The sequence below is a fragment of the Natronoarchaeum sp. GCM10025321 genome (assembly GCF_042663585.1).
Classification (GTDB): Archaea; Halobacteriota; Halobacteria; order Halobacteriales; family Natronoarchaeaceae; genus Natranaeroarchaeum.
Genome location: NZ_JBHTAN010000006.1, coordinates 269,021 through 289,882 on the forward strand (window position 1 = coordinate 269,021; position 20,862 = coordinate 289,882).

28 protein-coding genes and 2 tRNA genes are annotated in these 20,862 nt (G+C 62.7%); 22 read left to right on the forward strand and 8 right to left on the reverse strand.

Annotated features, from left to right (window positions below; genetic code table 11):
- The first annotated feature begins 21 nt into the window (after positions 1–21).
- Both ACFQL3_RS04070 and ACFQL3_RS04075 read left to right on the forward strand, forming a co-directional pair.
- The gene (locus tag ACFQL3_RS04070) at positions 22–939 is read left to right on the forward strand and encodes a DUF7139 domain-containing protein (protein WP_377051647.1); all 918 of its coding nucleotides are present in this window, start codon (positions 22–24) and stop codon (positions 937–939) included.
- A gap of 94 nt (positions 940–1,033) precedes the next feature.
- Positions 1,034–2,062 carry a hypothetical protein gene (locus ACFQL3_RS04075; RefSeq protein ID WP_377051649.1) on the forward strand — a complete coding sequence of 343 codons (1,029 nt, stop codon included), beginning with the start codon at positions 1,034–1,036 and terminating at the stop codon, positions 2,060–2,062.
- 103 nt (positions 2,063–2,165) lie between these two features.
- Here the strand turns inward: ACFQL3_RS04075 and ACFQL3_RS04080 are convergent, their stop codons facing one another.
- Positions 2,166–2,333: a zf-TFIIB domain-containing protein gene (locus tag ACFQL3_RS04080; protein WP_377051651.1), complete on the reverse strand. Its 168-nt coding sequence runs from the start codon at positions 2,331–2,333 to the stop codon at positions 2,166–2,168.
- Between the two features lie 239 nt (positions 2,334–2,572).
- Between ACFQL3_RS04080 and ACFQL3_RS04085 the strand changes: the two genes are divergently transcribed.
- Positions 2,573–3,196 (forward strand): METTL5 family protein, encoded by a 624-nt coding sequence (locus tag ACFQL3_RS04085; RefSeq protein WP_377051653.1) that lies wholly within the window; start codon positions 2,573–2,575, stop codon positions 3,194–3,196.
- Here ACFQL3_RS04085 and ACFQL3_RS04090 read toward each other — a convergent pair.
- Together ACFQL3_RS04090 and ACFQL3_RS04095 are read right to left on the reverse strand one after the other, a co-directional pair.
- Positions 3,193–4,827 (reverse strand): rhomboid family intramembrane serine protease, encoded by a 1,635-nt coding sequence (locus tag ACFQL3_RS04090; protein WP_377051655.1) that lies wholly within the window; start codon positions 4,825–4,827, stop codon positions 3,193–3,195. The two genes, ACFQL3_RS04085 and ACFQL3_RS04090, sit on opposite strands and share 4 nt — an antisense overlap.
- Position 4,828: 1 nt before the next feature.
- Complete coding sequence (locus ACFQL3_RS04095) at positions 4,829–5,308, reverse strand: GNAT family N-acetyltransferase (protein WP_377051657.1); 480 nt, start codon at positions 5,306–5,308, stop codon at positions 4,829–4,831.
- Between the two features lie 115 nt (positions 5,309–5,423).
- Here ACFQL3_RS04095 and ACFQL3_RS04100 point away from each other — a divergent pair, with 115 nt between their 5' ends.
- The 16 genes from ACFQL3_RS04100 to rpsB all read left to right on the forward strand — a co-directional run bounded on the left by ACFQL3_RS04100 (position 5,424) and on the right by rpsB (position 14,402).
- Entirely contained in the window at positions 5,424–5,834 is a 411-nt protein-coding gene (locus ACFQL3_RS04100) for an archease (protein ID WP_377051659.1), read from the forward strand.
- A 70-nt stretch (positions 5,835–5,904) separates the two neighbouring features.
- Positions 5,905–7,011: a DoxX family protein gene (locus tag ACFQL3_RS04105; RefSeq protein ID WP_377051661.1), complete on the forward strand. Its 1,107-nt coding sequence runs from the start codon at positions 5,905–5,907 to the stop codon at positions 7,009–7,011.
- A gap of 46 nt (positions 7,012–7,057) precedes the next feature.
- A complete protein-coding gene (locus ACFQL3_RS04110; RefSeq protein WP_377051663.1) occupies positions 7,058–8,020 on the forward strand; it encodes a DUF3179 domain-containing protein in 963 nt (320 codons plus the stop codon).
- Between the two features lie 210 nt (positions 8,021–8,230).
- Positions 8,231–8,313 (forward strand) — tRNA-Ser (locus ACFQL3_RS04115).
- Positions 8,314–8,395: 82 nt separating this feature from the next.
- A complete protein-coding gene (locus ACFQL3_RS04120; RefSeq protein ID WP_377051665.1) occupies positions 8,396–8,923 on the forward strand; it encodes a 30S ribosomal protein S13 in 528 nt (175 codons plus the stop codon).
- Positions 8,923–9,447 (forward strand): 30S ribosomal protein S4, encoded by a 525-nt coding sequence (locus ACFQL3_RS04125; RefSeq protein ID WP_377051667.1) that lies wholly within the window; start codon positions 8,923–8,925, stop codon positions 9,445–9,447. The genes ACFQL3_RS04120 and ACFQL3_RS04125 overlap by 1 nt, the downstream gene beginning before the upstream one ends.
- A gap of 1 nt (position 9,448) precedes the next feature.
- Entirely contained in the window at positions 9,449–9,835 is a 387-nt protein-coding gene (locus ACFQL3_RS04130) for a 30S ribosomal protein S11 (RefSeq protein ID WP_377051669.1), read from the forward strand.
- A gap of 5 nt (positions 9,836–9,840) precedes the next feature.
- Positions 9,841–10,587: a DNA-directed RNA polymerase subunit D gene (locus tag ACFQL3_RS04135; RefSeq protein ID WP_377051671.1), complete on the forward strand. Its 747-nt coding sequence runs from the start codon at positions 9,841–9,843 to the stop codon at positions 10,585–10,587.
- 183 nt (positions 10,588–10,770) lie between these two features.
- Positions 10,771–10,855: transfer RNA gene (locus tag ACFQL3_RS04140), tRNA-Leu, on the forward strand.
- Positions 10,856–10,888: 33 nt separating this feature from the next.
- On the forward strand, positions 10,889–11,239 hold the full coding sequence (locus ACFQL3_RS04145) for a 50S ribosomal protein L18e (protein ID WP_377051673.1): 351 nt from the start codon (positions 10,889–10,891) through the stop codon (positions 11,237–11,239).
- Positions 11,236–11,673, forward strand: a complete 438-nt coding sequence (locus ACFQL3_RS04150) for a 50S ribosomal protein L13 (protein ID WP_377051675.1) — start codon at positions 11,236–11,238, stop codon at positions 11,671–11,673. The genes ACFQL3_RS04145 and ACFQL3_RS04150 overlap by 4 nt, the downstream gene beginning before the upstream one ends.
- The gene (locus tag ACFQL3_RS04155) at positions 11,667–12,062 is read left to right on the forward strand and encodes a 30S ribosomal protein S9 (RefSeq protein WP_377051677.1); all 396 of its coding nucleotides are present in this window, start codon (positions 11,667–11,669) and stop codon (positions 12,060–12,062) included. The genes ACFQL3_RS04150 and ACFQL3_RS04155 overlap by 7 nt, the downstream gene beginning before the upstream one ends.
- 9 nt (positions 12,063–12,071) lie before the next feature.
- Positions 12,072–12,266: a DNA-directed RNA polymerase subunit N gene (locus tag ACFQL3_RS04160; protein WP_377051679.1), complete on the forward strand. Its 195-nt coding sequence runs from the start codon at positions 12,072–12,074 to the stop codon at positions 12,264–12,266.
- Between the two features lie 2 nt (positions 12,267–12,268).
- Complete coding sequence (locus ACFQL3_RS04165) at positions 12,269–12,445, forward strand: DNA-directed RNA polymerase subunit K (RefSeq protein ID WP_377051681.1); 177 nt, start codon at positions 12,269–12,271, stop codon at positions 12,443–12,445.
- Complete coding sequence (gene eno / locus ACFQL3_RS04170; RefSeq protein ID WP_377051683.1) at positions 12,442–13,647, forward strand: phosphopyruvate hydratase; 1,206 nt, start codon at positions 12,442–12,444, stop codon at positions 13,645–13,647. Before ACFQL3_RS04165 ends, eno begins: the two co-directional genes overlap by 4 nt.
- Positions 13,644–14,402 (forward strand): 30S ribosomal protein S2, encoded by a 759-nt coding sequence (gene rpsB, locus ACFQL3_RS04175; RefSeq protein WP_377051685.1) that lies wholly within the window; start codon positions 13,644–13,646, stop codon positions 14,400–14,402. Before eno ends, rpsB begins: the two co-directional genes overlap by 4 nt.
- Before the next feature lie 69 nt (positions 14,403–14,471).
- Here the strand turns inward: rpsB and ACFQL3_RS04180 are convergent, their stop codons facing one another.
- The 5 genes from ACFQL3_RS04180 to ACFQL3_RS04200 form a co-directional block, all read right to left on the reverse strand.
- The gene (locus ACFQL3_RS04180; protein WP_377051687.1) at positions 14,472–15,209 is read right to left on the reverse strand and encodes a beta-ketoacyl-ACP reductase; all 738 of its coding nucleotides are present in this window, start codon (positions 15,207–15,209) and stop codon (positions 14,472–14,474) included.
- Between the two features lie 77 nt (positions 15,210–15,286).
- Positions 15,287–16,723 carry a class III poly(R)-hydroxyalkanoic acid synthase subunit PhaC gene (gene phaC, locus ACFQL3_RS04185; RefSeq protein ID WP_377051689.1) on the reverse strand — a complete coding sequence of 479 codons (1,437 nt, stop codon included), beginning with the start codon at positions 16,721–16,723 and terminating at the stop codon, positions 15,287–15,289.
- Between the two features lie 7 nt (positions 16,724–16,730).
- A complete protein-coding gene (locus ACFQL3_RS04190) occupies positions 16,731–17,282 on the reverse strand; it encodes a poly(R)-hydroxyalkanoic acid synthase subunit PhaE (protein ID WP_377051691.1) in 552 nt (183 codons plus the stop codon).
- A gap of 42 nt (positions 17,283–17,324) precedes the next feature.
- A complete protein-coding gene (locus ACFQL3_RS04195) occupies positions 17,325–17,819 on the reverse strand; it encodes a hypothetical protein (RefSeq protein WP_377051693.1) in 495 nt (164 codons plus the stop codon).
- The gene (locus tag ACFQL3_RS04200) at positions 17,812–18,126 is read right to left on the reverse strand and encodes an AbrB/MazE/SpoVT family DNA-binding domain-containing protein (protein WP_377051695.1); all 315 of its coding nucleotides are present in this window, start codon (positions 18,124–18,126) and stop codon (positions 17,812–17,814) included. The genes ACFQL3_RS04195 and ACFQL3_RS04200 overlap by 8 nt, the downstream gene beginning before the upstream one ends.
- 179 nt (positions 18,127–18,305) lie before the next feature.
- Here ACFQL3_RS04200 and ACFQL3_RS04205 point away from each other — a divergent pair, with 179 nt between their 5' ends.
- The 3 genes from ACFQL3_RS04205 (at position 18,306) to ACFQL3_RS04215 (ending at position 20,814) form a co-directional block, all read left to right on the forward strand.
- Positions 18,306–18,965 (forward strand): MaoC family dehydratase, encoded by a 660-nt coding sequence (locus ACFQL3_RS04205; RefSeq protein WP_377051697.1) that lies wholly within the window; start codon positions 18,306–18,308, stop codon positions 18,963–18,965.
- Positions 18,966–19,316: 351 nt separating this feature from the next.
- Entirely contained in the window at positions 19,317–19,676 is a 360-nt protein-coding gene (locus ACFQL3_RS04210) for a hypothetical protein (RefSeq protein WP_377051699.1), read from the forward strand.
- Positions 19,663–20,814 carry an ABC transporter ATP-binding protein gene (locus ACFQL3_RS04215; RefSeq protein WP_377051701.1) on the forward strand — a complete coding sequence of 384 codons (1,152 nt, stop codon included), beginning with the start codon at positions 19,663–19,665 and terminating at the stop codon, positions 20,812–20,814. Before ACFQL3_RS04210 ends, ACFQL3_RS04215 begins: the two co-directional genes overlap by 14 nt.
- Positions 20,815–20,862 lie beyond the last annotated feature (48 nt).

A 20,862-nucleotide genomic window follows, 5' to 3' on the forward strand; every position in this document is an offset into this window, starting at 1 on the left:
TGCGGTAAAAAGACGATGCCAATGACTGAGGACGGTTCCGACACCTTACCCGACAACAAACTGTTCGATCTGTACGAACAGTATATCGGCGAACCGGACGCACAGACGGACGTTTACCTTGGCTTCGGGCTCTTTTTTATCGGGGTAGCGCTTGCGGTGATCGCAGCGGTTACTTTCATCGGCGGTGTCACGGCGTTCGGGTATCGCGAGGGGTCGTACTTCGTCTTTGCGAACGCCGCCTTCGTCGCCGCACTGCTGTCGTTACCGCTCCTGTTGCTAGGCGTCGACGTACTGTTGCCGGTCGAACAGAAGGCAGTGCTCGCGTCAGCGGCTGGCGTCGTAGTGACGATCGGTGCCACCGTTGCGTTCTCCTGGTACTACCCCAGCCAGTGGGCCGAGTTCGGAGCCTCGACGATGCTCACGATCCTCGGGACGTACGGGGTCGGACTCGCTATCGTCGCTGCGGCCACCGGCGCCGCACTGGTGGCCCACCAACTCGAACGCGCAAAACCCCATCCCTCCGAGATAGAGGCTGTCGAGGCGGACGAGGTCGAAGAATCGATCAGTGAAGAAGATATCGAACAGGACATCGAGTCGGCGATGGAGGGCGTCGAGATGTCCTGGGGTGGCGTCGAGAAACAGGAGTCGAAGCGACTCTCGTTCAGTGCGTCGGACTCGTTCGAGGCGGCCAACGTCGATGTGGAGGCCGAGACGACGCGCCAGACTGGCGGCGTCGACACGCAGGTGAGTGGGCTCAAAGCGCTCAAGGGTGGCGACACGAAGACGGCCACGTCGTCGTCGACGGTCGACGACCAGACCTCGAAACTCAACGAACTGCGGCAACGGAAACAGGAGGAGGAAGCCACCGAGGAGAACGACGCCGTTATAGCCGACATCGGTCTCGTCGACCGGGTCCGTGGACTGCTGGGTCGGAACTAATCAATGTCTCCTCGGTATTGATATACTTACTTGCCGGGAAGTTCTGTAAATATTTCACATAGTTTTATTGTACGGGGGAAAGCTTGTATCGACTATGGCGAAAGGCCTAGACGTCGGCACAATGAACATCCTGTCGGCACAGCAGGATGGTAACGACACCGTCTTCGTGCAACAGCGCAACTCCTTCGTAGAGATCGATTACTCCGACATGGCGGAGCAGATGCTCTCTCGAAGCGAAGTGCTCCACATCCGCAAGGACGACAAGGTCTACGTGGTCGGCGATGACGCACTCAACTTTGCGAACATCTTCAACCGCGAGACTCGACGTCCTATGCAGCACGGTATCCTCTCTTCGGACGAGAAGTCCGCAATCCCGATGATGAAGCTCATCATCGAGCAGGTGGTTGGCGAGCCGAACCACCCCGGCGAGAAACTGTACTTCTCCTCCCCGGCCGATCCGATCGACTCGAGCATCTCGACCCTGTATCACCAGAAGACCCTCGAATCCTTCATCAACGACATGGGCTATGACGCCGAGCCCATCAACGAGGGGATGTCGGTCATCTATAGCGAGTTGGCCGACAACGACTTCACCGGGCTGGGTATCAGCTTCGGTGCCGGGATGACCAACGTCTGTCTGGCGTACTACGCGGTGCCGGTCATGAAGTTCTCGGTCGCCCGTGGTGGCGACTGGGTGGACGAGCAGGCTGCACAGGCAACTGGCACGCCGGTCGACAAGGTCACCTCTATCAAGGAAGACGACTTCGAACTCGACTTCCAGACCGACGTCGGTGGCGTCGAGGGCGCGCTGTCGATTTACTACGAGAACCTGCTCGACTACGTCATCGACCTGATCGTCAAGGAAGTCGACGACGAAGACGTCGAGGAGGGCCTGGACGTGCCGGTCGTCGTCACTGGCGGTACCTCCAGCCCCGACGGCTTCGAGGATCTGTTCCGCGACCATCTGCAGGACGCCAACATTCCGTTCTCGATCAGCGGCGTCAGCCACGCCAACGAACCCCTGTACAGCGTTGCACGTGGTGGCCTCGTGGCCGCACGCTCCGACGAAGAAGCGCCGGCAGGCGGTGCCGAAGAGGAAGAAGCCCCGGCCGCCGACGAGTAACGCAGCCCGAACCTCGTTCGATTTTTTGTGTGACGCCGTGGCGCTGGCTGTCGGTATTGGGTATCTGATTGACCGCATCGCCCCTGCCGCTCCAACTGCGAGGCTACTTCTCGCGGAAGCGACTGAGCGCGTCCTGCCAGGACTCGAACTCCTCGCGCTCGCTGGCGTGCTCCACCGCGACTCCGGCGTAGCCACAGGATTCACAGACCTCCGCCTGATGACCCTCCAGTGTGTAGGTCTGTAACGGCTCCGAACAGCGTGGGCAGTCCATATCGATGCCGACGAAGGGCACCGACTTAACTATTTTCCGCGAACGATGCGGAGAGCACAATCCCGGCGGGCCACGTATCGCCGTGCCCAGATATATAACTCATACGCATCCATCACGCTTTTGTATTCATACTGTGTATTAGTCTCTGAGATGTACCAGACGTCGATGCCGACGATCGGATGCGCCAGGGAAGGTCGGACGACTGCGGTGATACGGATCCCGACAGGGGCCAGCGACCGATGAGTACGAAACGACAACTCGCCCAGCAACTCGGCGTTGTGGGTGGGTTCGACGATCCGACGGTCGAACTGGAGCAGTACCGGACGCCGCCGGATCTGGCGGCCCATCTGGTCCACGTCGCGGATCTGCAGGGCGACATCGACGGTCGAACCGTGCTGGATCTCGGTGCCGGGACCGGGATGCTTGCGCTGGGAGCGGCGCTGCGTGGACCGGAGCGAGCGATCGGTATCGACATCGACCGTGGAGCCTTGCAGACGGCACGCAGGAACGAGCGCCGGGTTGGGACGACGACCGATATCGGCTGGATCCACGCCGATGCGACGCGCGCACCGCTCTGTATCGACGACGCCGTCGTTCTGATGAACCCCCCGTTCGGCGCGCAGGACGGGAACGCACACGCCGACCGGGCGTTTCTCAAAACTGCCTCCGAGGTCGCCTCCGTCTCCTACTCGATCCACAATTCGGACAGTCAGGCGTTTGTCGACGCGTTCGCCGGCGATAACGGTGGCGAGGTCACGCGAGCGTTCCGTGCCGAACTGGATCTGGATCGCCAGTTCGAGTTCCACAGCGAGAACCGACGCGTCGTTGACGCCGAAGTGTTCCGTATCGAGTGGGACCGCTAGAACCCACGACCTTCCGCGCGCGCAATCTGGACGCTCGTCTCACCGCGCTCGGCCATGATCACCGTCTTCCCGTCAGTCTGTTCGCGCTCGAAGGTAAGCCCACCAGCCTCGACCGGTTCGTCTGCTGTGGGCAGGGGCGTCCGATCGAGGCGACCGTTCCCGTCGTCGACGGCAAGGATGAACTGGCCGTTCTCGGGGATGATCATGACGGAACGCCCGTCGATCCGCGGTGTCGCAGTCTGGAGATCGGAGACGAACACCGGTCGCTCCTTCCCGTCGACGAACACCTGATAGACCGTCTCTTTCCCGGTCGGCGTCCATCCTTCACGAACCACGCGGACGGTCTCGCTCCAGCCTGGGCCACCCACCTTGACCGTCGTCGAACCGCGGAACGCCAGTCTCTCCTTCGAGGTGTGGGTCATCCAGATGTCCCGCTGTTCACTAGTGACAATCACCCCGCTGGTGTCGATGGAGGTGCTCTCGCCGAACAGTTCGATATCGTAGGCGAACACCATCTCGTTGCGGACGCCCTCGTCGTAGGTGATCTGGTAGTCCTCGACGGTCACTGCGTCCTCGTCGATCGAGGTATCGTCTACGGTGTAAAGGTTCGGGACGATAGCTACCCCGCCGAGTGCGGCGAGGCCAAGTATCAGCATCGTGATGGCGACGCCACGGCGCGTGGTCGAGCGGACCACCGTTCTGTCCGAGGTGGTCGCAGCCAGCGTGACGAGCACGGCGAGCAGAACCACGAGTACGAGACCGGGCCCGCGAAAGAGCACATACTCGCCGCCGCCGCGGAACCAGTAGACGAGATAGAGTCCCTGCACGACGCCGAAGACCAGCGTTGCCCCGAGGAGACGGGCGGCGCTCGGCCGCCGTGCGCGCCGCCGGAGGACGGCGAGACCGAGGACGACACCGACGAGAAAGCCCAGCGCGTGTCCCTGTACCGCAATCGACGCCCACGACGGCGCGGATGGGGCACTCGCCGAGGTCGTCGCCACGAGGACGGGATCGAGCAGGCTCTGGAGCGTGGTGCTGACCACCCGCGAGATCAGCAGTCCCACGACCGTCACGACGGGATAGTGGACGATTGCGAAGCCGGCAAAGGCGAAGACGACGCCGGAAAAGCCGATTACGGGTCCGAGCGCGAACAGGCTGGTCGCCACCCCCACGAGCAGTACGGCGGTCGGGAAGACGACGAACGCCCGAATCCACGGGTTCGTTCGCCACGATGCGAACGACTGCGAACCGCGTTCGCTCGGCAGATGACCCCATGCGTACTCGGCGATCGGTGCCAGCACGATAGCGCTCGTCAGGTTTCCGAGGATGTGGCCGGGGTTGGCGTGGGCAAAGCCCGAGGTGAGCCAGCCGGTCGGATAGAGATACGACCACGACCGATAGGGGAGTACCACCGGGTCCGACCAGTTCAACAGCCCCTCCTGCAGGAACAGATAGACCGCGAGAACGAACAGCACAGACACGACCGATCCCCACGGGACGCCCAGTAGCAGTCGGGAACGAACCGCCCGCCCCCACCGGCCGCCCGGCTTATCGAGATAGATGACTGCCGCGAGCGCGAGGCCGAACGCGAGCACGACGGATGCGCCGAGTGTTTGCGACGGCGCGGTCATTTTAGCGTCGCCTGACCAGTTCGCTCAACCGTTTCGTGATGCTCTCGTCCTCGCCGAGTTTGAGATAGTAGGCATCGCCGCCGTCCTCGTAGTAGTTCTCGATGCGCCGTTTGATCTCGAAGCCTAGCGATTCGTAGAACTGCAATGCGTTCTCGTTTGTCGCGCGTGCATGACAGGTTACGGAGCCGTGCTCGTCGGCGACGCGAGCAACGAGTCGTTCGCCGAACCCTTCGCCGCGGAACTCCGGTGCAACTGCCAGAAACAGGATGTAGCCGTCACGTCGGACCGTCGCGAAACCGACGAGGTCGTCGCCGTCGAGGAACAGGTGGACGGTCGATCGGCGGTACGCATCCGTAAAGAAGCCGCGCCGCTGCTTGAGGACGCCCTCCGAGCGGCGGATCTGCTCTTTGAGTTCCCAGGCATCGCCCAGGTAGTCATCGTCGCCGGGCGCGACGACGCGTGAATCGACGTTAACGCTCACTGTGGGTACGTAACGGCGACGTGAATATAATTCCACCGGCAGGTCGCCGTCGTTCTCGCTCCTGGGACGGTCCGAAACCGGGCTATTCACGGTCGCTCCGCTCGTCAGTTCGACCGTGAGCTACGAACTACGAGAACATACTGCTGACATCGCCGTCGAAGCGACTGGCGAGACGTTTTCGGCCGTTGCAGGCGCCGTCGCCGATGGGCTGGCCGCCGCGATGTGCGAGGATGTCCCCGAGACGGGCGAGCGGTTCGAGCTATCGGTTACCGCCGAAAGCCGTGAAGCCGTCCTGTTCGAGTATCTCGACGAACTCATCTACGAACGGGACGTCCGGTCGGTTCTCCCGGTCGACAACGAGGCGACTGTCGTCGAGGACGACGGCGAGTGGACCGTTGACGCCACGGCCCGCGGCGTGCCGCTCGCAGACGTGACGGCACGGGAAGTCAAAGCCGTCACCTACTCGGAGATGGCCCTCGAACGCCGCGACGGGGAGTGGTACGCTTACGTTGTCTTCGACGTGTGAAATGGTGGCGCTGGTCATGGCTCTGTGCCAACAACAACACCTTTTGTTGACTGCGGCCCTTACGATGGGTATGTCAGATTCGGGCCGTCACAGATTGTCGCGCGCTCCGGCGGCGTTTTTCGGGGCGCTCTTTGTACTCCTCTCGTTCGTGGGGACGGCGAGCGCTCACGAGGAGTACGTCGTCGAGGACGAACAGGCCGTCACCCCCGCCGAGTTCTTCGGGAATGCGCTGTCGGACCCGGTCGTAGTGGGACTGCTCGTCGCCGGTGCCGTCGCCGTTCTCGGGGTCGTCCTCGCCTATCTCTATTTCCAGCCGCTCCGTCAGGACATCACGACGTTTCGCGCCGCGATGGCGGAGTACACCGAGTACGTCCCGTGGCTCCTGCGGATCTCCTTCGGTATTCCGCTGATCGGTGCCGGCTTCGCCGGCTACTTCATCACGCCCTCGGTCGAAATCGAGATGCGTCTCTTACAGGTCGCGCTCGGGTTCCTGTTGCTGTTCGGCATCGCAACACGGGTCGTCGCAGTGGCCGGGTTCGTCGTCTACGTCGTGGCGGCAGTGATCTACCCGGATCTGTTGCTCCAACTGGAGATCGCCGGCGGGATGGCGACGCTGGCTCTCGTCGGAAGCGGGAAGCCGAGCGGGGATCACGTCCTCCAGCGTCTCGCCGGGACGCCGGGCACGGTGTACGGTCGCTTCGACGTCGTCCACGATGTCGTCCAGCGCGGACAGGCTTGGATCCGTCCCTACGAGCGGTTCTTCCCGACGGTTGCCCGGGTCGGCCTCGGCATCACGTTCATCTATCTCGGCGCGAGCCAGAAGCTCCTTCGTCCCGGTATCGGGCTGGAAGTCGTTTCACACTACGACCTCACCGCAGTCATCCCGGTGCCTGCGGAGCTATGGGTGCTGGGTGCCGGCCTCACTGAGACCGCCCTCGGCATTGCCCTCATCGTGGGCCTCTTTACCCGTGCGAGCGCGGCCACGGCCATCACGATGTTCGCGCTGACGTTGTTTGCCCTGCCCGACGATCCGGTGCTGGCCCACGTCGCGCTGTTCGGGATGGCGTCGGTCCTCCTGATCGGCGGCAGTGGCCCACTTGCAGTCGATAACCGCATCGAGGCCGTCGTGGCGAGACTGAGCGACGAGCGACCGGACACGTCGGACGCGCCGCTGTGATCGGTTCGGCGGGGGAGCTATTAGCTGTCGGCGTCAACGACCGCGTGTGAACGTTCGTCGAGTCATTCCACGCGATGCGATTCCGAGCGTCGACGACCCCGAGTTCGGCGAGCGCTACGAGGGCGATGGGGACGACCGAGTCGTCGTCGTCGACTCCGGGCAACCCCCGCGTGCGTACCCGATACGGTATCTCGCGTACCACGAAATCGTCAACGACGTGCTCGACGCCGGAGCAGAACCGATCGCCGTTACCTGGTGTCCGCTCTGTGGGAGCGCCGTCGTCTACGACCGTCGCCACGAGGGGCGGACACTGGAGTTCGGCGTCTCCGGAAAGCTTGCCGACGACGACCTCGTCATGTACGACCGCGAAACGGAAAGCGAGTGGAAACAATCGAGCGGGACGTGTCTCGCGGGCCGGTTCGAGGGCGATTCGCTCTCCGTCCGGCCCGCGGCGATGCTCACGTGGGGAGCGTTCCAGCAGTCGTATCCCGACGGCGTCGTCCTCCAGGCACCCGGCGGGACCAGCGAGGCCGCAAGCGAGGACGACTCGCCCGCGCAGATCGAGTACGATACGGGTCCCTACAAGGCGTACCGGTCGGGAGAGGGGTTCGGTCTTGCGGCCCACCGATCGGGCGAGAGCGTCCGCGAGTGGACTCGTGACGACGATATCCGGCCGAAAACGGTCGTGATCGGTGTCGAACTCGACGACGCGGCGCTCGGGGTTCCGCTACCGCGCGTATCGCGGGCTGGCGGCGTCGTCCGAACGACAGTCGGGGAGCAGGACGTCCTCGTGATCGCTACCGAGGACGGCGGGATCCACGGTTTTGCCGATCCAGGATTCTCCGTCGAGGCCACCGACTCGGGCATCGTGGGCGACGGAACGACGTGGGATCCGGCGACGGGCCGTTCGAATGACGGTCGCCGTCTCGACAGACTGCCAACGCGGCGACTGTTTGCGTTCGCCTGGCAGGACGACCACGGCGCGGATTCGTTCTACAGATCCGACTGATAGTGGCGTCCATCGCCGTCGGCCTTCGTGCCGATGAGTGCTGATCCATGTGAACACTCGACGACCGTTTGACGGCCGAAAACCACGCGATTCGGGCGGTCTGTCATCGGGTTCTATCGTAGTGTTTAAGTACGGCAACGGGGAAGGTACGTCTGCAATCCAATGTAGGGGCAACGGCCCCGAGTCCGTGAGGGCGGAGATACACAGCGTGTCGTGGTAGCCAAGCGGCCCAAGGCGCATGGTTGCTAACCATGTGGCGTAAAGCCTCCGGGGTTCAAATCCCCGCCACGACGTCAACCATCTTCCGACCAGTGTATCGGTCGGTGGATTGTACCAGCGCAGTCGGCTACCGACTGCAACACCTACACACCACATATGAGTGCAGAAGAACCACAGGACGAAATCGAGGACGACGAGGACCTTCGGTATTTCGTCCGCATCGGGCAAACGGACCTCGATGGGACCAAATCCGTCGAACGGTCGCTCATCGAGATGAACGGCATCGGCCGCCGAACGGCCCGAATCATTGCGGACAAAGCCGACGTCGACCGTCAGGCAACTTTCGGTCGACTCGAAGACGACGAGATCGACGCGGTCGTCGATGTCGTCGACGAGTACGCCGAGGAAGTCCCCGACTGGCTCGCGAACCGCCAGCGGGACTTTTTCTCGGGCGAAACGACGCACAAGGTCGGTAACGACCTGAACATGAAGCGCCGCCACGACATCAACCGGATGAAGATGATCAGCTCCTACCGGGGCGTTCGTCACAACCGGGGCCAGAAGGTACGCGGCCAGCGGACCAAGTCCACTGGACGTACCGAAGGGACGATCGGCGTCAACGTCGAGGAGCTTCGTGAAGAGGCCGCTGAAGAAGCGGCAGAAGCCGAGGGGGATGAAGAATAATGCCGCTCGGTAACAAAACCAAAGCGTACGAGACGCCCAACCATCCGTGGCAGGGCGAGCGTATCGCGGGCGAGCACGACCTGCTCGGCCGGTACGGCCTTGCAACCAAAGAAGAACTCTGGCGCGCCCAGTCCGAGCTTCGTGACATGCGTCGCGAGGCTCGACGCCTCATCGGCGAGGCGCTCGGTGACACCGAGGCCGCCGAGGAAGCGGGGAGCGAGTTCCTCGCACGCCTCAAACGCGACGGCATTCTCGGCGAGACCGACGGTCTCGACGAAGTGCTGTCCCTGGAGATCAACGACGTGCTCGAACGTCGCCTCCAGACTGTCGTCTACCGCAAAGGCCTCGCAAACACGCCACAGCAGGCACGACAGTTCATCGGTCACGGTCACATCGTTGTCGGTGACCACCGCGTGACTGTCCCGTCGTACACAGTCGGGGTCGACGAAGAGGCCTCGATCGAGTTCGACGAGACCAGCCCGCTGGCGGACGACCTACACCCGGAACGAGCGGAGGAGCAATAACATGGCAGAAGACGGAAAGTGGGGCGTAGCCCACGTGCACGCATCGTTCAACAACACGATCATGACGGTGACGGATCTGACCGGCGCCGAGACGATCGCGAAGTCCTCGGGCGGCGCAGTCGTCAAGCAGAACCGTGACGAGGCATCCCCCTACGCGGCCATGCAGATGGCCGAGCAGGTCGCCGAAGAGGTGCTCGCCGCGGGCATCGACGGCGTCCACGTCCGCGTTCGCGGACCTGGCGGGAACCTCCAGAAGAGCCCCGGACCGGGCGCACAGGCGACGATCCGTGCGCTTGCCCGTGCCGGCCTCGAGATCGGTCGTATCGAAGACGTAACCCCGATCCCGCACGACGGATCGCGCGCACCGAAAGGCAAGGGCGGATTCTGACGACCATGCCAGTGGATTACGAGGTCGAGTTCATCGAACGCGACGATCGATCGGCGAGGTTCCTCGTCCGAGGAGTCACGCCGGCCTTCGCCAACGGCATCCGTCGAGCGATGATCGCCGACGTGCCGACGATGGCCATCGACACGGTCCAGTTCGTCGAGAACTCGTCGGTGATGTTCGACGAACAGATCGGGCTTCGGCTCGGTCTGGTTCCGTTGACCACGCCGCCCGAGGAGTTCGAGGTGGGTGACTCCGTCACCCTCTCGCTCGACGTGGCGGGACCGAATACGGCCTACTCCGGCGATCTCGTCTGTCACGACGAGTCGGTCGAGGTAGCTATCGACGGGGTCCCGATTATCGACCTCAAGGACGACCAGCGGCTCGAACTCGAAGCCGAGGCAGTGATGACCTCCGGCAAGGAGCACGCCAAACATCAGGGCGGCGTCTCCGTCGGCTACCGACACCTCCAGCAGATCGAGGTCGTCGGTGACCGTGGCGAGTTCGAGGACGAAGAGACCCGAATCCTTCGGGGCATCGTTGAGGACGACGGCGAGTTACTCCTCGCCGAGGAGTTCGACAACGATCTCTCACAGCGATATCCCGGCAAGGAAGTCGAAGTCACCGACGTCCCGAACGCGTTCGTGTTCCACGTCGAGACTGACGGCTCCTACACGGTCGAGGAACTCGTCACGCTGGCGGCCGACTCCATCGCGGATCGCGCAGACGAACTCGAAGACGCAGTACAGCTATAGAGATGATCGCTCCAACAAACCACTTACCCCTGACCGAAGCCCGGACCCGAAGCGATAGCTTCGCCCGGATTTCGGCGGGCTCCGACGCCGTACACTACGAGGCCGGAGCCATGGCCGCCCCGCAATCGCGGGCGGCTTCGATCGAAAGTGGTTTGAAGGGGCACCCAGTAAACGAGAACGCGGGCAGGGATAGCCAAGTCAGGCCAACGGCGCAGCGTTCAGGGCGCTGTCTCGTAGGAGTTCGCAGGTTCAAATCCTGCTCCCTGCATCACCGTTTTCACCCCTATTCAGGAGGAAAGTTATGAGCAAGACGAACCCGAGACTGAGCAGTCTCATCGCCGAGCTGAAGTCGGTTTCTCGAACCGAGGACGCGAACGTCTGGAGCGACGTCGCCTCTCGGCTCGAAAAGCCCCGCCGCACGCACGCGGAAGTGAATCTTGGACGTATCGAGCGATACGCCCAGGAGGACGAAACAGTCGTCGTTCCGGGCAAGGTGCTCGGAAGCGGCGTCCTGCAGAAGTCGGTCACCGTTGCAGCGGTCGACTTCTCGGGCACGGCAGAACAAAAGATCGACCAGGTCGGCGAAACAGTAGACCTAGAACAGGCAATCGAACAGAACCCCGAAGGATCCAACGTGCGGGTGATCCGATGAGCGTCGCAGAGTTCGAGGCAGACGTAGTCGTCGACGCCGGCGACTGCATCCTCGGTCGCGTCGCTAGCAAGGTCGCCCAGAAGGCGCTCGACGACGAGCGTATCGCGGTGGTCAACGCCGAGAACGCGGTCATCACGGGCAGCGAAGACGACGTGATGAGCACCTTCGAGAAGCGAGTCGAAATCGGCTCCGATCGGGGTCCGTACTACCCGAAACGGCCGGACATGATCTTCAAGCGCTCGATCCGCGGCATGCTGCCGTACAAGAAGGATCGTGGCCTCGAAGCGTTCGAGAACGTCCGCGTCTACGTCGGCAACCCGTACGACGACGACGGCGACGTCCTCGAGGGAACCTCCCTCGACCGACTATCGAACATCAAGTTCCTCCAGCTCGGAGAGATCAGCGAGAACCTGGGTGCTAATCGAACATGGTAACCAACACCAGTGGCAAGAAGAAAACCGCCATCGCACGCGCTACCGTTCGCGATGGTGAGGGTCGCGTACGAATCAACTCCAGCCCGGTCGAACTGGTCGACCCGGAGACGTCGCGTCTGAAGATGACCGAACCGTTCCGCATCGCGGACGAGGTTCGTAACAGCATCGACATCGAAGTCGCCGTCGAAGGCGGCGGCGTCTCCGGACAGGCCGACGCCGTGCGAACGGCAATCGCACGCGGGCTCGTCCAGCACACGGGCGACGCCGAACTCCGTGACGCGTTCATGGAGTTCGACCGCTCGCTGCTGGTCAACGACGTTCGCCAGTCCGAACCAAAGAAGTGGGGCGGACCCGGCGCACGTGCCCGCTACCAGAAATCCTACCGCTAAGGTGATACTATGATGGTACCAGTCCGGTGTTTCACGTGCGGCAACGTCGTGGGTGAGCACTGGGAAGAGTTCAAAGAGCGCGCTCGTGAGGGCGACGAAAATCCCGCCGAAGTTCTCGACGAACTCGGCGTCGAGCGACACTGCTGTCGCCGGATGCTCGTCTCCCACAAGGACCTCGTCGACATCGTCGCACCCTATCAGTAATTATGTCCGGGACACAGCGATACACACGGTACGAGAAAGCACGGATCCTCGGCGCACGAGCGCTACAGATCTCGTACGGGGCACCGGTACTCGTCGAAACCGACCAGGCGGAACCGATTCTGATCGCAGCGGAAGAGTACGACGCAAACGCCCTCCCGTTCACGGTTAACAGAACATGACTCTGATCACTGACATCCGACTCCGACGCATCCTCGACTCGCGAGGTAACGCAACGGTAGAAGCAGACGTACTGACCGAGAGTGGTGGCTTCGGCCGCGCAGCCGCACCGAGCGGCGCCTCGACAGGCGAGTTCGAGGCGATCGAACTGCCGGCGAACGAAGCGATCGCGAACGCGAGAGAGCACGCCGTACCTCGTCTCGTCGACACGGTGCACGCGGGCGATCAGCGCTCTGTCGACAACACGCTCCGTGCCGCGGACGGCACGGACGACTTCTCGGAGATCGGCGCGAACAGCGCCGTCGCGATCAGTATGGCGACCGCGAAGGCCGCGGCCGACGTGCTCGGTGCACCGCTGTACCAGCATCTCGGCGGCGCGTTCCGCGGTGACAACTTCCCGATCCCGCTGGGGAACGTCGTCGGCGGTGGCGAACACGCCGCTGACGCCACGGACATTCAGGAGTTCCTGTCGGCACCGGTCGGCGCGCCGAGCGTCGCCGATGCCGTCTTCGCCAACGCGGCGGTCCACCAGAAGATCCACGACATGCTCATCGAGCGGGACACGCCCGCCGGCAAGGGCGACGAGGGCGCGTGGGCGCCGTCGATCGACGACGCCGAAGCGTTCGAGATTCTCGACGGGGCCACCTCGGCCGTCGCCGAGGAGGTCGGCTTCGAGATCAAGTTCGGACTCGACCTCGCCGCTGCGGAGATGTACGACGAAGACGAAGGCGGCTACATCTACAGCGATCAGGTTCGCAGTACGGACGAGCAGGTCGACTACATCGCAGAACTCGTCGAGAAATGGGATCTCGCGTACGTCGAGGACCCCCTCGACGAGAACGACTTCGAGGCCTTCGCCGACCTCACCGAGCGCGTCGGCGACCAGACGCTCATCTGCGGTGACGACCTCTTCGTCACCAACGTCTCGCGACTGGAACGGGGCATCGAGCAGGATTCGGCCAACTCTATCCTGATCAAACCCAACCAGATCGGCTCGCTTAGCGACACGTTCGACGCAATCGAGCTAGCCGCGAACAACACCTACGACGTCATTGTCTCTCACCGCAGCGGTGAGACCGAAGACACGACGATCGCACACCTTGCCGTCGCGACCGACGCCGACTTCATCAAGACCGGCACGGTCGGTGGCGAGCGTACTGCAAAACTCAACGAACTAATCCGCATCGCGGACGACGCAGCATGACAGAAAACGACGTAGAACAGGAAGGGCTCGACGCCGCCGAGGAGGCGGTCGACGAGGAGCCGGAGGGTGGAGCGGCCGCCGAACCGGACGCGGAGCCCGCAGAGGAAGCGCCCGCCGACGCCGAGGAGGCCGAGGACGAACCACAGCTAGACGAGGACGTCATGGCCGACGACGAGGCCGACCTCCTCATCCCCGTCGAGGACTATCTCGGTGCCGGTGTCCACATCGGTACCCAGCAGAAGACGGCGGACATGGAGCGGTTTATCCACCGCGTCCGTACCGACGGTCTCTACGTGCTGGACGTCGGCACGACCGACGACCGTATCCGTACGGCCGCGGACTTCCTGTCCAACTACACCGCGGAGCAGATCCTCGTCACGTCCTCGCGACAGTACGGCCGGTTCCCGGCCGAGAAGTTCGCCGAGGCAGTTGGCGCTCGTGCACGGACCGGACGCTTCATCCCCGGGACGCTCACGAACCCCAAGTACGACGGCTACATCGAGCCGGACGTGCTGGTCGTCACTGACCCGATCGGTGACGAGCAGGCCGTCAAGGAGGCGATCACGGTCGGTATCCCCGTCATCGCCATGTGTGACTCGAATAACTCGACCAGCAACGTCGATCTGGTTGTCCCGACGAACAACAAGGGTCGCAAGGCACTCTCAGTCGTCTACTGGCTGATGGCCAACGAACTGCTCGACCGCCGCGGTGCGGAGCCGAGCTACGCTCTTGACGACTTCGAGAGCGGTATCTGAGGCGCAGGACTTTCAGTTCGATTACTTTTGTTGCGCTCCCGACTACGCTGTGCGTCGTCGAACAGAGAGCTACAGGTCCATCCCGCCGTTGACGTCGATCACTTCGCCGGTGATGTACGAGGAGTCCTCACTGGCGAGAAAGCGGACCGTCGCCGCGATATCCTCGATTCTCGCGAACCGGTCGAGCGGGATGTCTTCGAGGATCTGCTCCTGGATGCGGTCGTCGACCTCGGCGAGCATGTCCGTCTGTGTAAAGCCCGGACAGACGGAGTTCGCCGTCGATCCCGACCGCGCGAGTTCGAGCGCAATCGTCCGGGTAAAGCCGAAGAGACCGCTCTTTGCGGTGGCGTAGTTGGCCTGTCCGAAGTTGCCCTGCTTGCCGACGATGCTGGAGATATTGATCAGGCGTCCCTCGTCGGCAGTCTTGATATCGTCGAAAAACACCTGCGTGACGTTGAACACGCCGCCGAGGTTGACGTCGATCACCCGGTCCCACTCCTCGCGGCTCATCTCCTCGAAGCGAGTGTCCTGCGTGATCCCCGCGTTGTTGACCAGCACGTCGACGGGGCCGAACTCCTCGTGGATCGCCTCGCGCATCGCCTCGACCTCCATGCGGCCGGTGACGTCGGCCTGAGCGGTCATCGCCGTTCCGCCTGCCGAGCGGATCTTCTCGACGACGTCGTTGGCCTTGTCGGTCGAACTCCGGTAGTTGATGATCACGTTCGCGCCCTCGGCTGCGAGGTCTTCCGCGATGCCGCTTCCGATCCCCCGCGACGCCCCGGTGATGAGACAGGTCCTGTCGTCCATTGTATATCGAACGGGCGGTTCCCGTCGTAGTACCACCATCAGCAGCTAGTATAATAAATGTGGGCTGTGCGACGGATTCAGGCGTTCAGCGAGCGGGCCTGATCGATCCAGTCCTCCACGCGACTGATCGGAAGGTCACACTCGGTCGCGACCGTGTCGGCGTCCGCGTCGGCGAGGGTTTCGACGGTCCCGTAGCCGGCGTCGACCAGACGCTCCTTGTATGTCGGCCCGACGCCGTCGATAGTCTGGACGCCGTTACCGGCCGCTTCCTCGCCGGCGTGGGCGTCCTCGCTGTCTGTCTGCTCCTCGTCGTGACTCTCATCGCCTGCTTGCTCCTCAGCGTGTTCCTCTTCGTCGCTGTGAGCGCCTTCGTCTGGCTGTTCGCCGTGGGTCTCTGTCTGTTCGTCGTCGTGGGTGTCCTCGCTCTCTACCTGTGAGCGCTCCTCGAACCACTCACACACGTCGGGCCAGAGTTGGTCGTGTGAGCGCGAGGAGACGGACATGCCGATGTGGCCCGTCTTGAACTCCATGACGCTCGTGTCGTCGCTCGGTATGACCTCGTTGAACGGCTTCGAGGCCTCCGGGGGAATGAGGTGGTCGTACTCGGCGACGATGTTCAGGACCGGCATGTCGATCTCGTTTAGATCGACGTGGTCGCCGCCGAGTTCGAGTTCGTTCCGGTAGAGGGCGTTCTCCTGGTAGATATCGGTGATGAACTCCTCGAATGTGGTGCCGGCCACGTCGATGCCGTCGCCGAGCCATTCCTCCATTCGGGCGAAGTTCTCGACGAAATCCTCGTCCTCGACGTTGTCGTAGAACCGGACGTACTTCGTGACGTAGTTCTCGACAGGGTCCATCAGGGCGAAGCCGACGTCCAGGAAGTCAGCGGGGACGTTGCCGAAGGTGTCGGTGACGACATCTGGATCGAAATACTTCTCGTCGCCCCAGAGTTCGAGGACGCCGCCAGTCCCCTCGAAACAGAGCCCGGCGGCCATCAGGCCGAGGTTCCGGACTTTCTCGGGGAAGAGCGCGGCGTACATCGTCGACATCGTCCCGCCCATACAGTAGCCGAGCAGGTTGATGCTGTCCTGACCGGATCGGTCTCGCACCTCGTCGACGCAGTTGTCGATGTAGCGGTTGACGTAGTCGTCGAGCGTGAGCGAGCGGTCTAGCTGTGAGGGCTCGTCCCAGTCGATCAGATAGACGTCGAAGCCGTTGTTCAGCAGTGTTCGGACGACCGATCGGTTCGGCTGCAGGTCGAGGATGTACGGCCGGTTGATCAGCGCGTAGACGATCAGGATCGGCACGTCGTGTTGACTCTCCGTCTGGGACTCGTAGTGATAGAGTTTGAGCTTGTTCTCCTCGTAGACGGTCTCTTTGGGCGTCTCGCCGACGTCGGCCTCGGCGATGGCCTCGCCAGCGTCGGGCATCGCGCCCGTCGACTCGACGATGTCCGTGGCACTCTCCCAGGCCTGGCGCTGGAGATCCAGCGTGGCGGTGTAGGGGTTTCTCATCGCTGTCTCACTCCTCCAGGTGTTCGAGCACGCGGTCGAGTTTCTGCTCGACGGCGTGCTGGCGTCGCTCTAACTCAACGAGTCGGTCGCCGACCTCCTCGATATCGCTCTGGGTCGGCATCCGAAGTTGACGGAGCGTCGACTCGGCGCTTTCGTCGGCCATCTGCTGGACTTCGAGGGCGTCCCCGACGGTCTCGCCGGTCATCGCCGCGAAGGCGCTGGTCGACATGACCTCGCTGAACGCCTGATTGGCGTTGTTGAGCCAGATGTCGCGGAACTCGTCCGGGGAGACGTCCTCGCCCGCGGCCGCATCGCCCGTGCGCTCGACCATCTCTTCGGCAGCGTCCATCCAGACCTGATAGGCGTTCGCGTAGCCCTCGAAGCCCTCACTCAGCCGTTCGTCGTCGCTCGAGGATTCGACGGCGTCGCTCCAGGCCTCGACGAACTGGGCCTGTGCCTCGATGTTCTCCTCGAAGGCGTCGACGAACTGCTCGTTCATCTGCTCCATAAACTCGCTCCACCCGTTCTGTACTGCGTCAGTGTCGTATGTGTCGGACATGTTGGAAAAATTCCGCGGCCGGGACGAAAAGTGTTGGGCGCTCTACGGTGCGGAGACGTCGATCTCTTCGGCGGTCGACTCCATCTCTTCGGCCATCTCCACGGTCGTCTCTTCGACCTCCTCGTGAACCTCGAGATACGCATCGAACTGCTCGTCGACGGCGTCGATATACTCGTTGCTGGCCTCCTCGAAGGTTCCGTTGGCCTCGTCGAGCACCTCCTGGACGGCGCTCCACGTCTCCTCGTTGACCTCGCCGTACATCTCGAACTGCTCGTCGACCATCTCACGGAGGTCCGCGAAGTCGATATCGCTTCCCTCAGGCATCATCTCTTCGACAGTGTCGAAGTAACTATGGAGGGCGTCTTGGCTCATGCTGGCGTTCTGCTCGGTGACTTCTTCCATGGTAGCCATGCTGTCGACGAACGCCTGCATCGCGGTCTGCTGGGCCTCGATGGTGCCGTGGGTCATGCGCTGGCTGGATTCGAGGACGGTTCGCTGGAAGTCGAAGACGGTCTTGATGGGATTGCTTTCACTCATTGGAATCACCTGTTTTGATCGGGATGACGATTGTCTGAACGATGTCGCCCTCGTTGATGTCGAGGGCTTCACGTTCAGCGTCCGGAATGCTGATTCGGCCGCCGCTCTGCACGCGGGTCTTGAACGTCCCAGTTCCCATCGCCATCGCCGGGAACCCGGACATGTTGTTCGAACCCGCGCCCATGGTAGCGGACACGAACTGCTTTGCGAGTTCCTGCTGGCTCTCGACAGCCTGTTCACTCGCGTTTTGCAACTGCTCGGCGAACATAGCCGGCGGCCACTGCATTCCGGTCGTCTCGTCTGTCATCACGTGTGTATAGGACCCGCCGCATCTTAACCTTTACCTCTGAATGGTTCTCAATGGTACTGAGTGGTTTTGCCGGTTGGCCCCGTTCGATTGTCAAGACGTTGAACTGTGGTTTCCCGCTGGTTGTGAACGCGGGCCATAGCCAGAGGAAACTTATACTGCCTCTCCTAGTGATACATATGTCGAAAGATACGGGATCTGCGACACCCTTTGCGGATCTCACGAGCGCGTGGATGCAGCTGGGAGAAAGTGCAGTAAAAAGTGCAACAGCGATGAACCGCGCAGCGGTCGGCGCGTCAGCCGATAACGGCGGAAACGGCGACGATGCCGATGTGGCGGAAAGCGGTACCGAAGCCGCAGAACTCCGCCAGGGGTCAGTGCCCTCGCTCGCGTTCGAGACGGACGAGTGGGAGTACGAACGATCAGTCGAGCAGGCTGACTCGATCACGGTGGGAGACAGCGTGAGTTTCAGCAAACCGATCGACGACGCGGACGTCGAACGGTTCGCGCTCGCCAGTGGCGACACGAACCGCCTCCATCTGGACGACGAGTTCGCCGCCGAGGCTCGATTCGGTGGTCGCATCGCCCACGGGACGCTCGTCTCGGGGCTCATCAGCGCCGCGCTGGCACGCCTTCCCGGCCTGACCATCTACCTCTCGCAGGATATGGAGTTCCGCGGGCCTGTCAGAATCGGTGATCGCGTCACTGCGACCGTCGAGATAATCGAGGACCTGGGGAACGACCAGTACCGACTCAGCACCGTCGTCAGCGACGGCGAGGGGGAAGTGATCATCGACGGGGAAGCGGTAGTACTTATCGACAATCTCCCCGAGGAGTGACTGGCGCGGAAACTGCGCGCCAGCCCCGCACCGCTGATACCGGGGCACTCGCTCTCGCAAACCGGAGGAACGTCCTCGCGCGCGCTGATCCGCGCTTCAGCACAGTCATTGCTCCCGATTCCGCGGTGGCTGTTCCCTTCTCGTGAACTCTCTCGTCACTTCGACCGGCCGAACTCCGGCGCGTTCTGCACGTTCGTTGCCGTGATGCTGGAGGGCGAGGAGCGAACTCCCGACCGATCTGCTCCGCCAGGTGGAAACGACCATCTGAGATATTTAGGAAAGCCTAAAACCTCCCCGCTCGAAAGATACAGACAGAGTAGTTCCGTGGGCATCAACCGTTTCAGCACTCCGATGACCGCCAACGAGGACCTCGCCGCCCATATCGGGCTGTTACTGTTCAGTGGCGTGATCGCCGGACTGGTAGAATCCGTCCTTCGTTGGCTGCCCGCACGTCCACCAGCGGCCGGCGGGGCGCTCGGTCTGATGTCCTCATCGTATACGCTCGATATCCTGCCGACGAGCGTTACCCTGATACTTGCAGTGACGATGGGAGCCTCCTTGATCGGCGTTCCGCTCGTGGTTCTTACGACGCGGACCGATCTCCACTACCGAGAATTTCGGACGGTCGTCGCGGCGCTCCCGTCGCTCATCGTGATCTCGGGGCTCTCGATGACCGTGCCGCTAAAACAGGAGACATATGATGTCAGTTGAATCCACAACCACCGAGAGAACGGTCGAACGGGAACGAGAGAAGACGCCGTACGAGTCGGCAGCCGACTCGCTGCTGGAACTCGACGGCGTCTCGAAATCGTTCGGTTCCGAGGCCGCAGTCGAAGACCTGTCGCTGTCGGTCGAGCGCGGCGAGTTGCTCACACTGCTCGGGCCATCGGGCTGTGGGAAGACGACGACGCTCCGGCTGATCGCCGGCCTCGAACGACCGGACACCGGTAGTATTCGCGTCGACGGTCATCCCGTCGCGACGGCCGACGATACCTTCGTGGCGCCGGACGCCCGGGACATCGGCGTCGTCTTTCAGGACTTCGCGCTGTTTCCTCACATGACTGCCGCGGAGAACGTGGCGTTCGGTATCAGCGACCTGCCCGAGGACGAACAGAACCAGCGCGTCGCTCACCTGCTCGAACTCGTCGGACTGGGCGAGCAGGGCGACTCCCGGCCCGAAGAGCTCTCGGGCGGCCAGCGACAGCGTGTCGCCCTGGCCCGCTCGCTCGCGCCCGAACCGGAGATCCTCCTGCTCGACGAACCGTTCTCGAATCTGGACGTCGATCTCCGGGTCCAGATGCGCGAGGAAGTCCGGAGCATTCTCAAAGAGACCGGCGTGACGGCGGTCTCGGTTACTCACGACCAGGAGGAGGCCCTCTCGATCAGCGACAGGGTCGCCGTGATGCACGAGGGACAGCTCGAACAGGTCGACCGTCCCGAAGCCGTCTTCCAGCGACCCAAGTCCCGCTTCGTCGCGGGCTTCCTCGGCCACGCGAGTTTCCTGGAAGGCTACGTCAGCGGCAACGAGATCGACACCTCCGTGGCCATGATCGGCCGCGAACAGGTCCACGGGCTGGCGACCCAGTACGACATGACCGAGATCGACGTCCTCGTGCGTCCGGACGACGTGCTGGCGTATCCGACAGACGAGGAAAGCGCCGATGGTCGCGTTACGTATCGCCGGTATCTCGGACCCTCCGTACTGTACCGCGTCGAACTCGATAGCGGCGAGACGATCGAGTGCATGCACAACCACAGCGAATCGCTCGATCTGGATACGCCCGTTTCGGTGACTCTCACGGCCGAACACGATCTGGTCTGGTTCCCCCGCGACAGTCCGAGTCGCTAGCGGTCCTCGCTTCGCCGCCGCTGATCACCGCTCGACTGTCCGATTCCG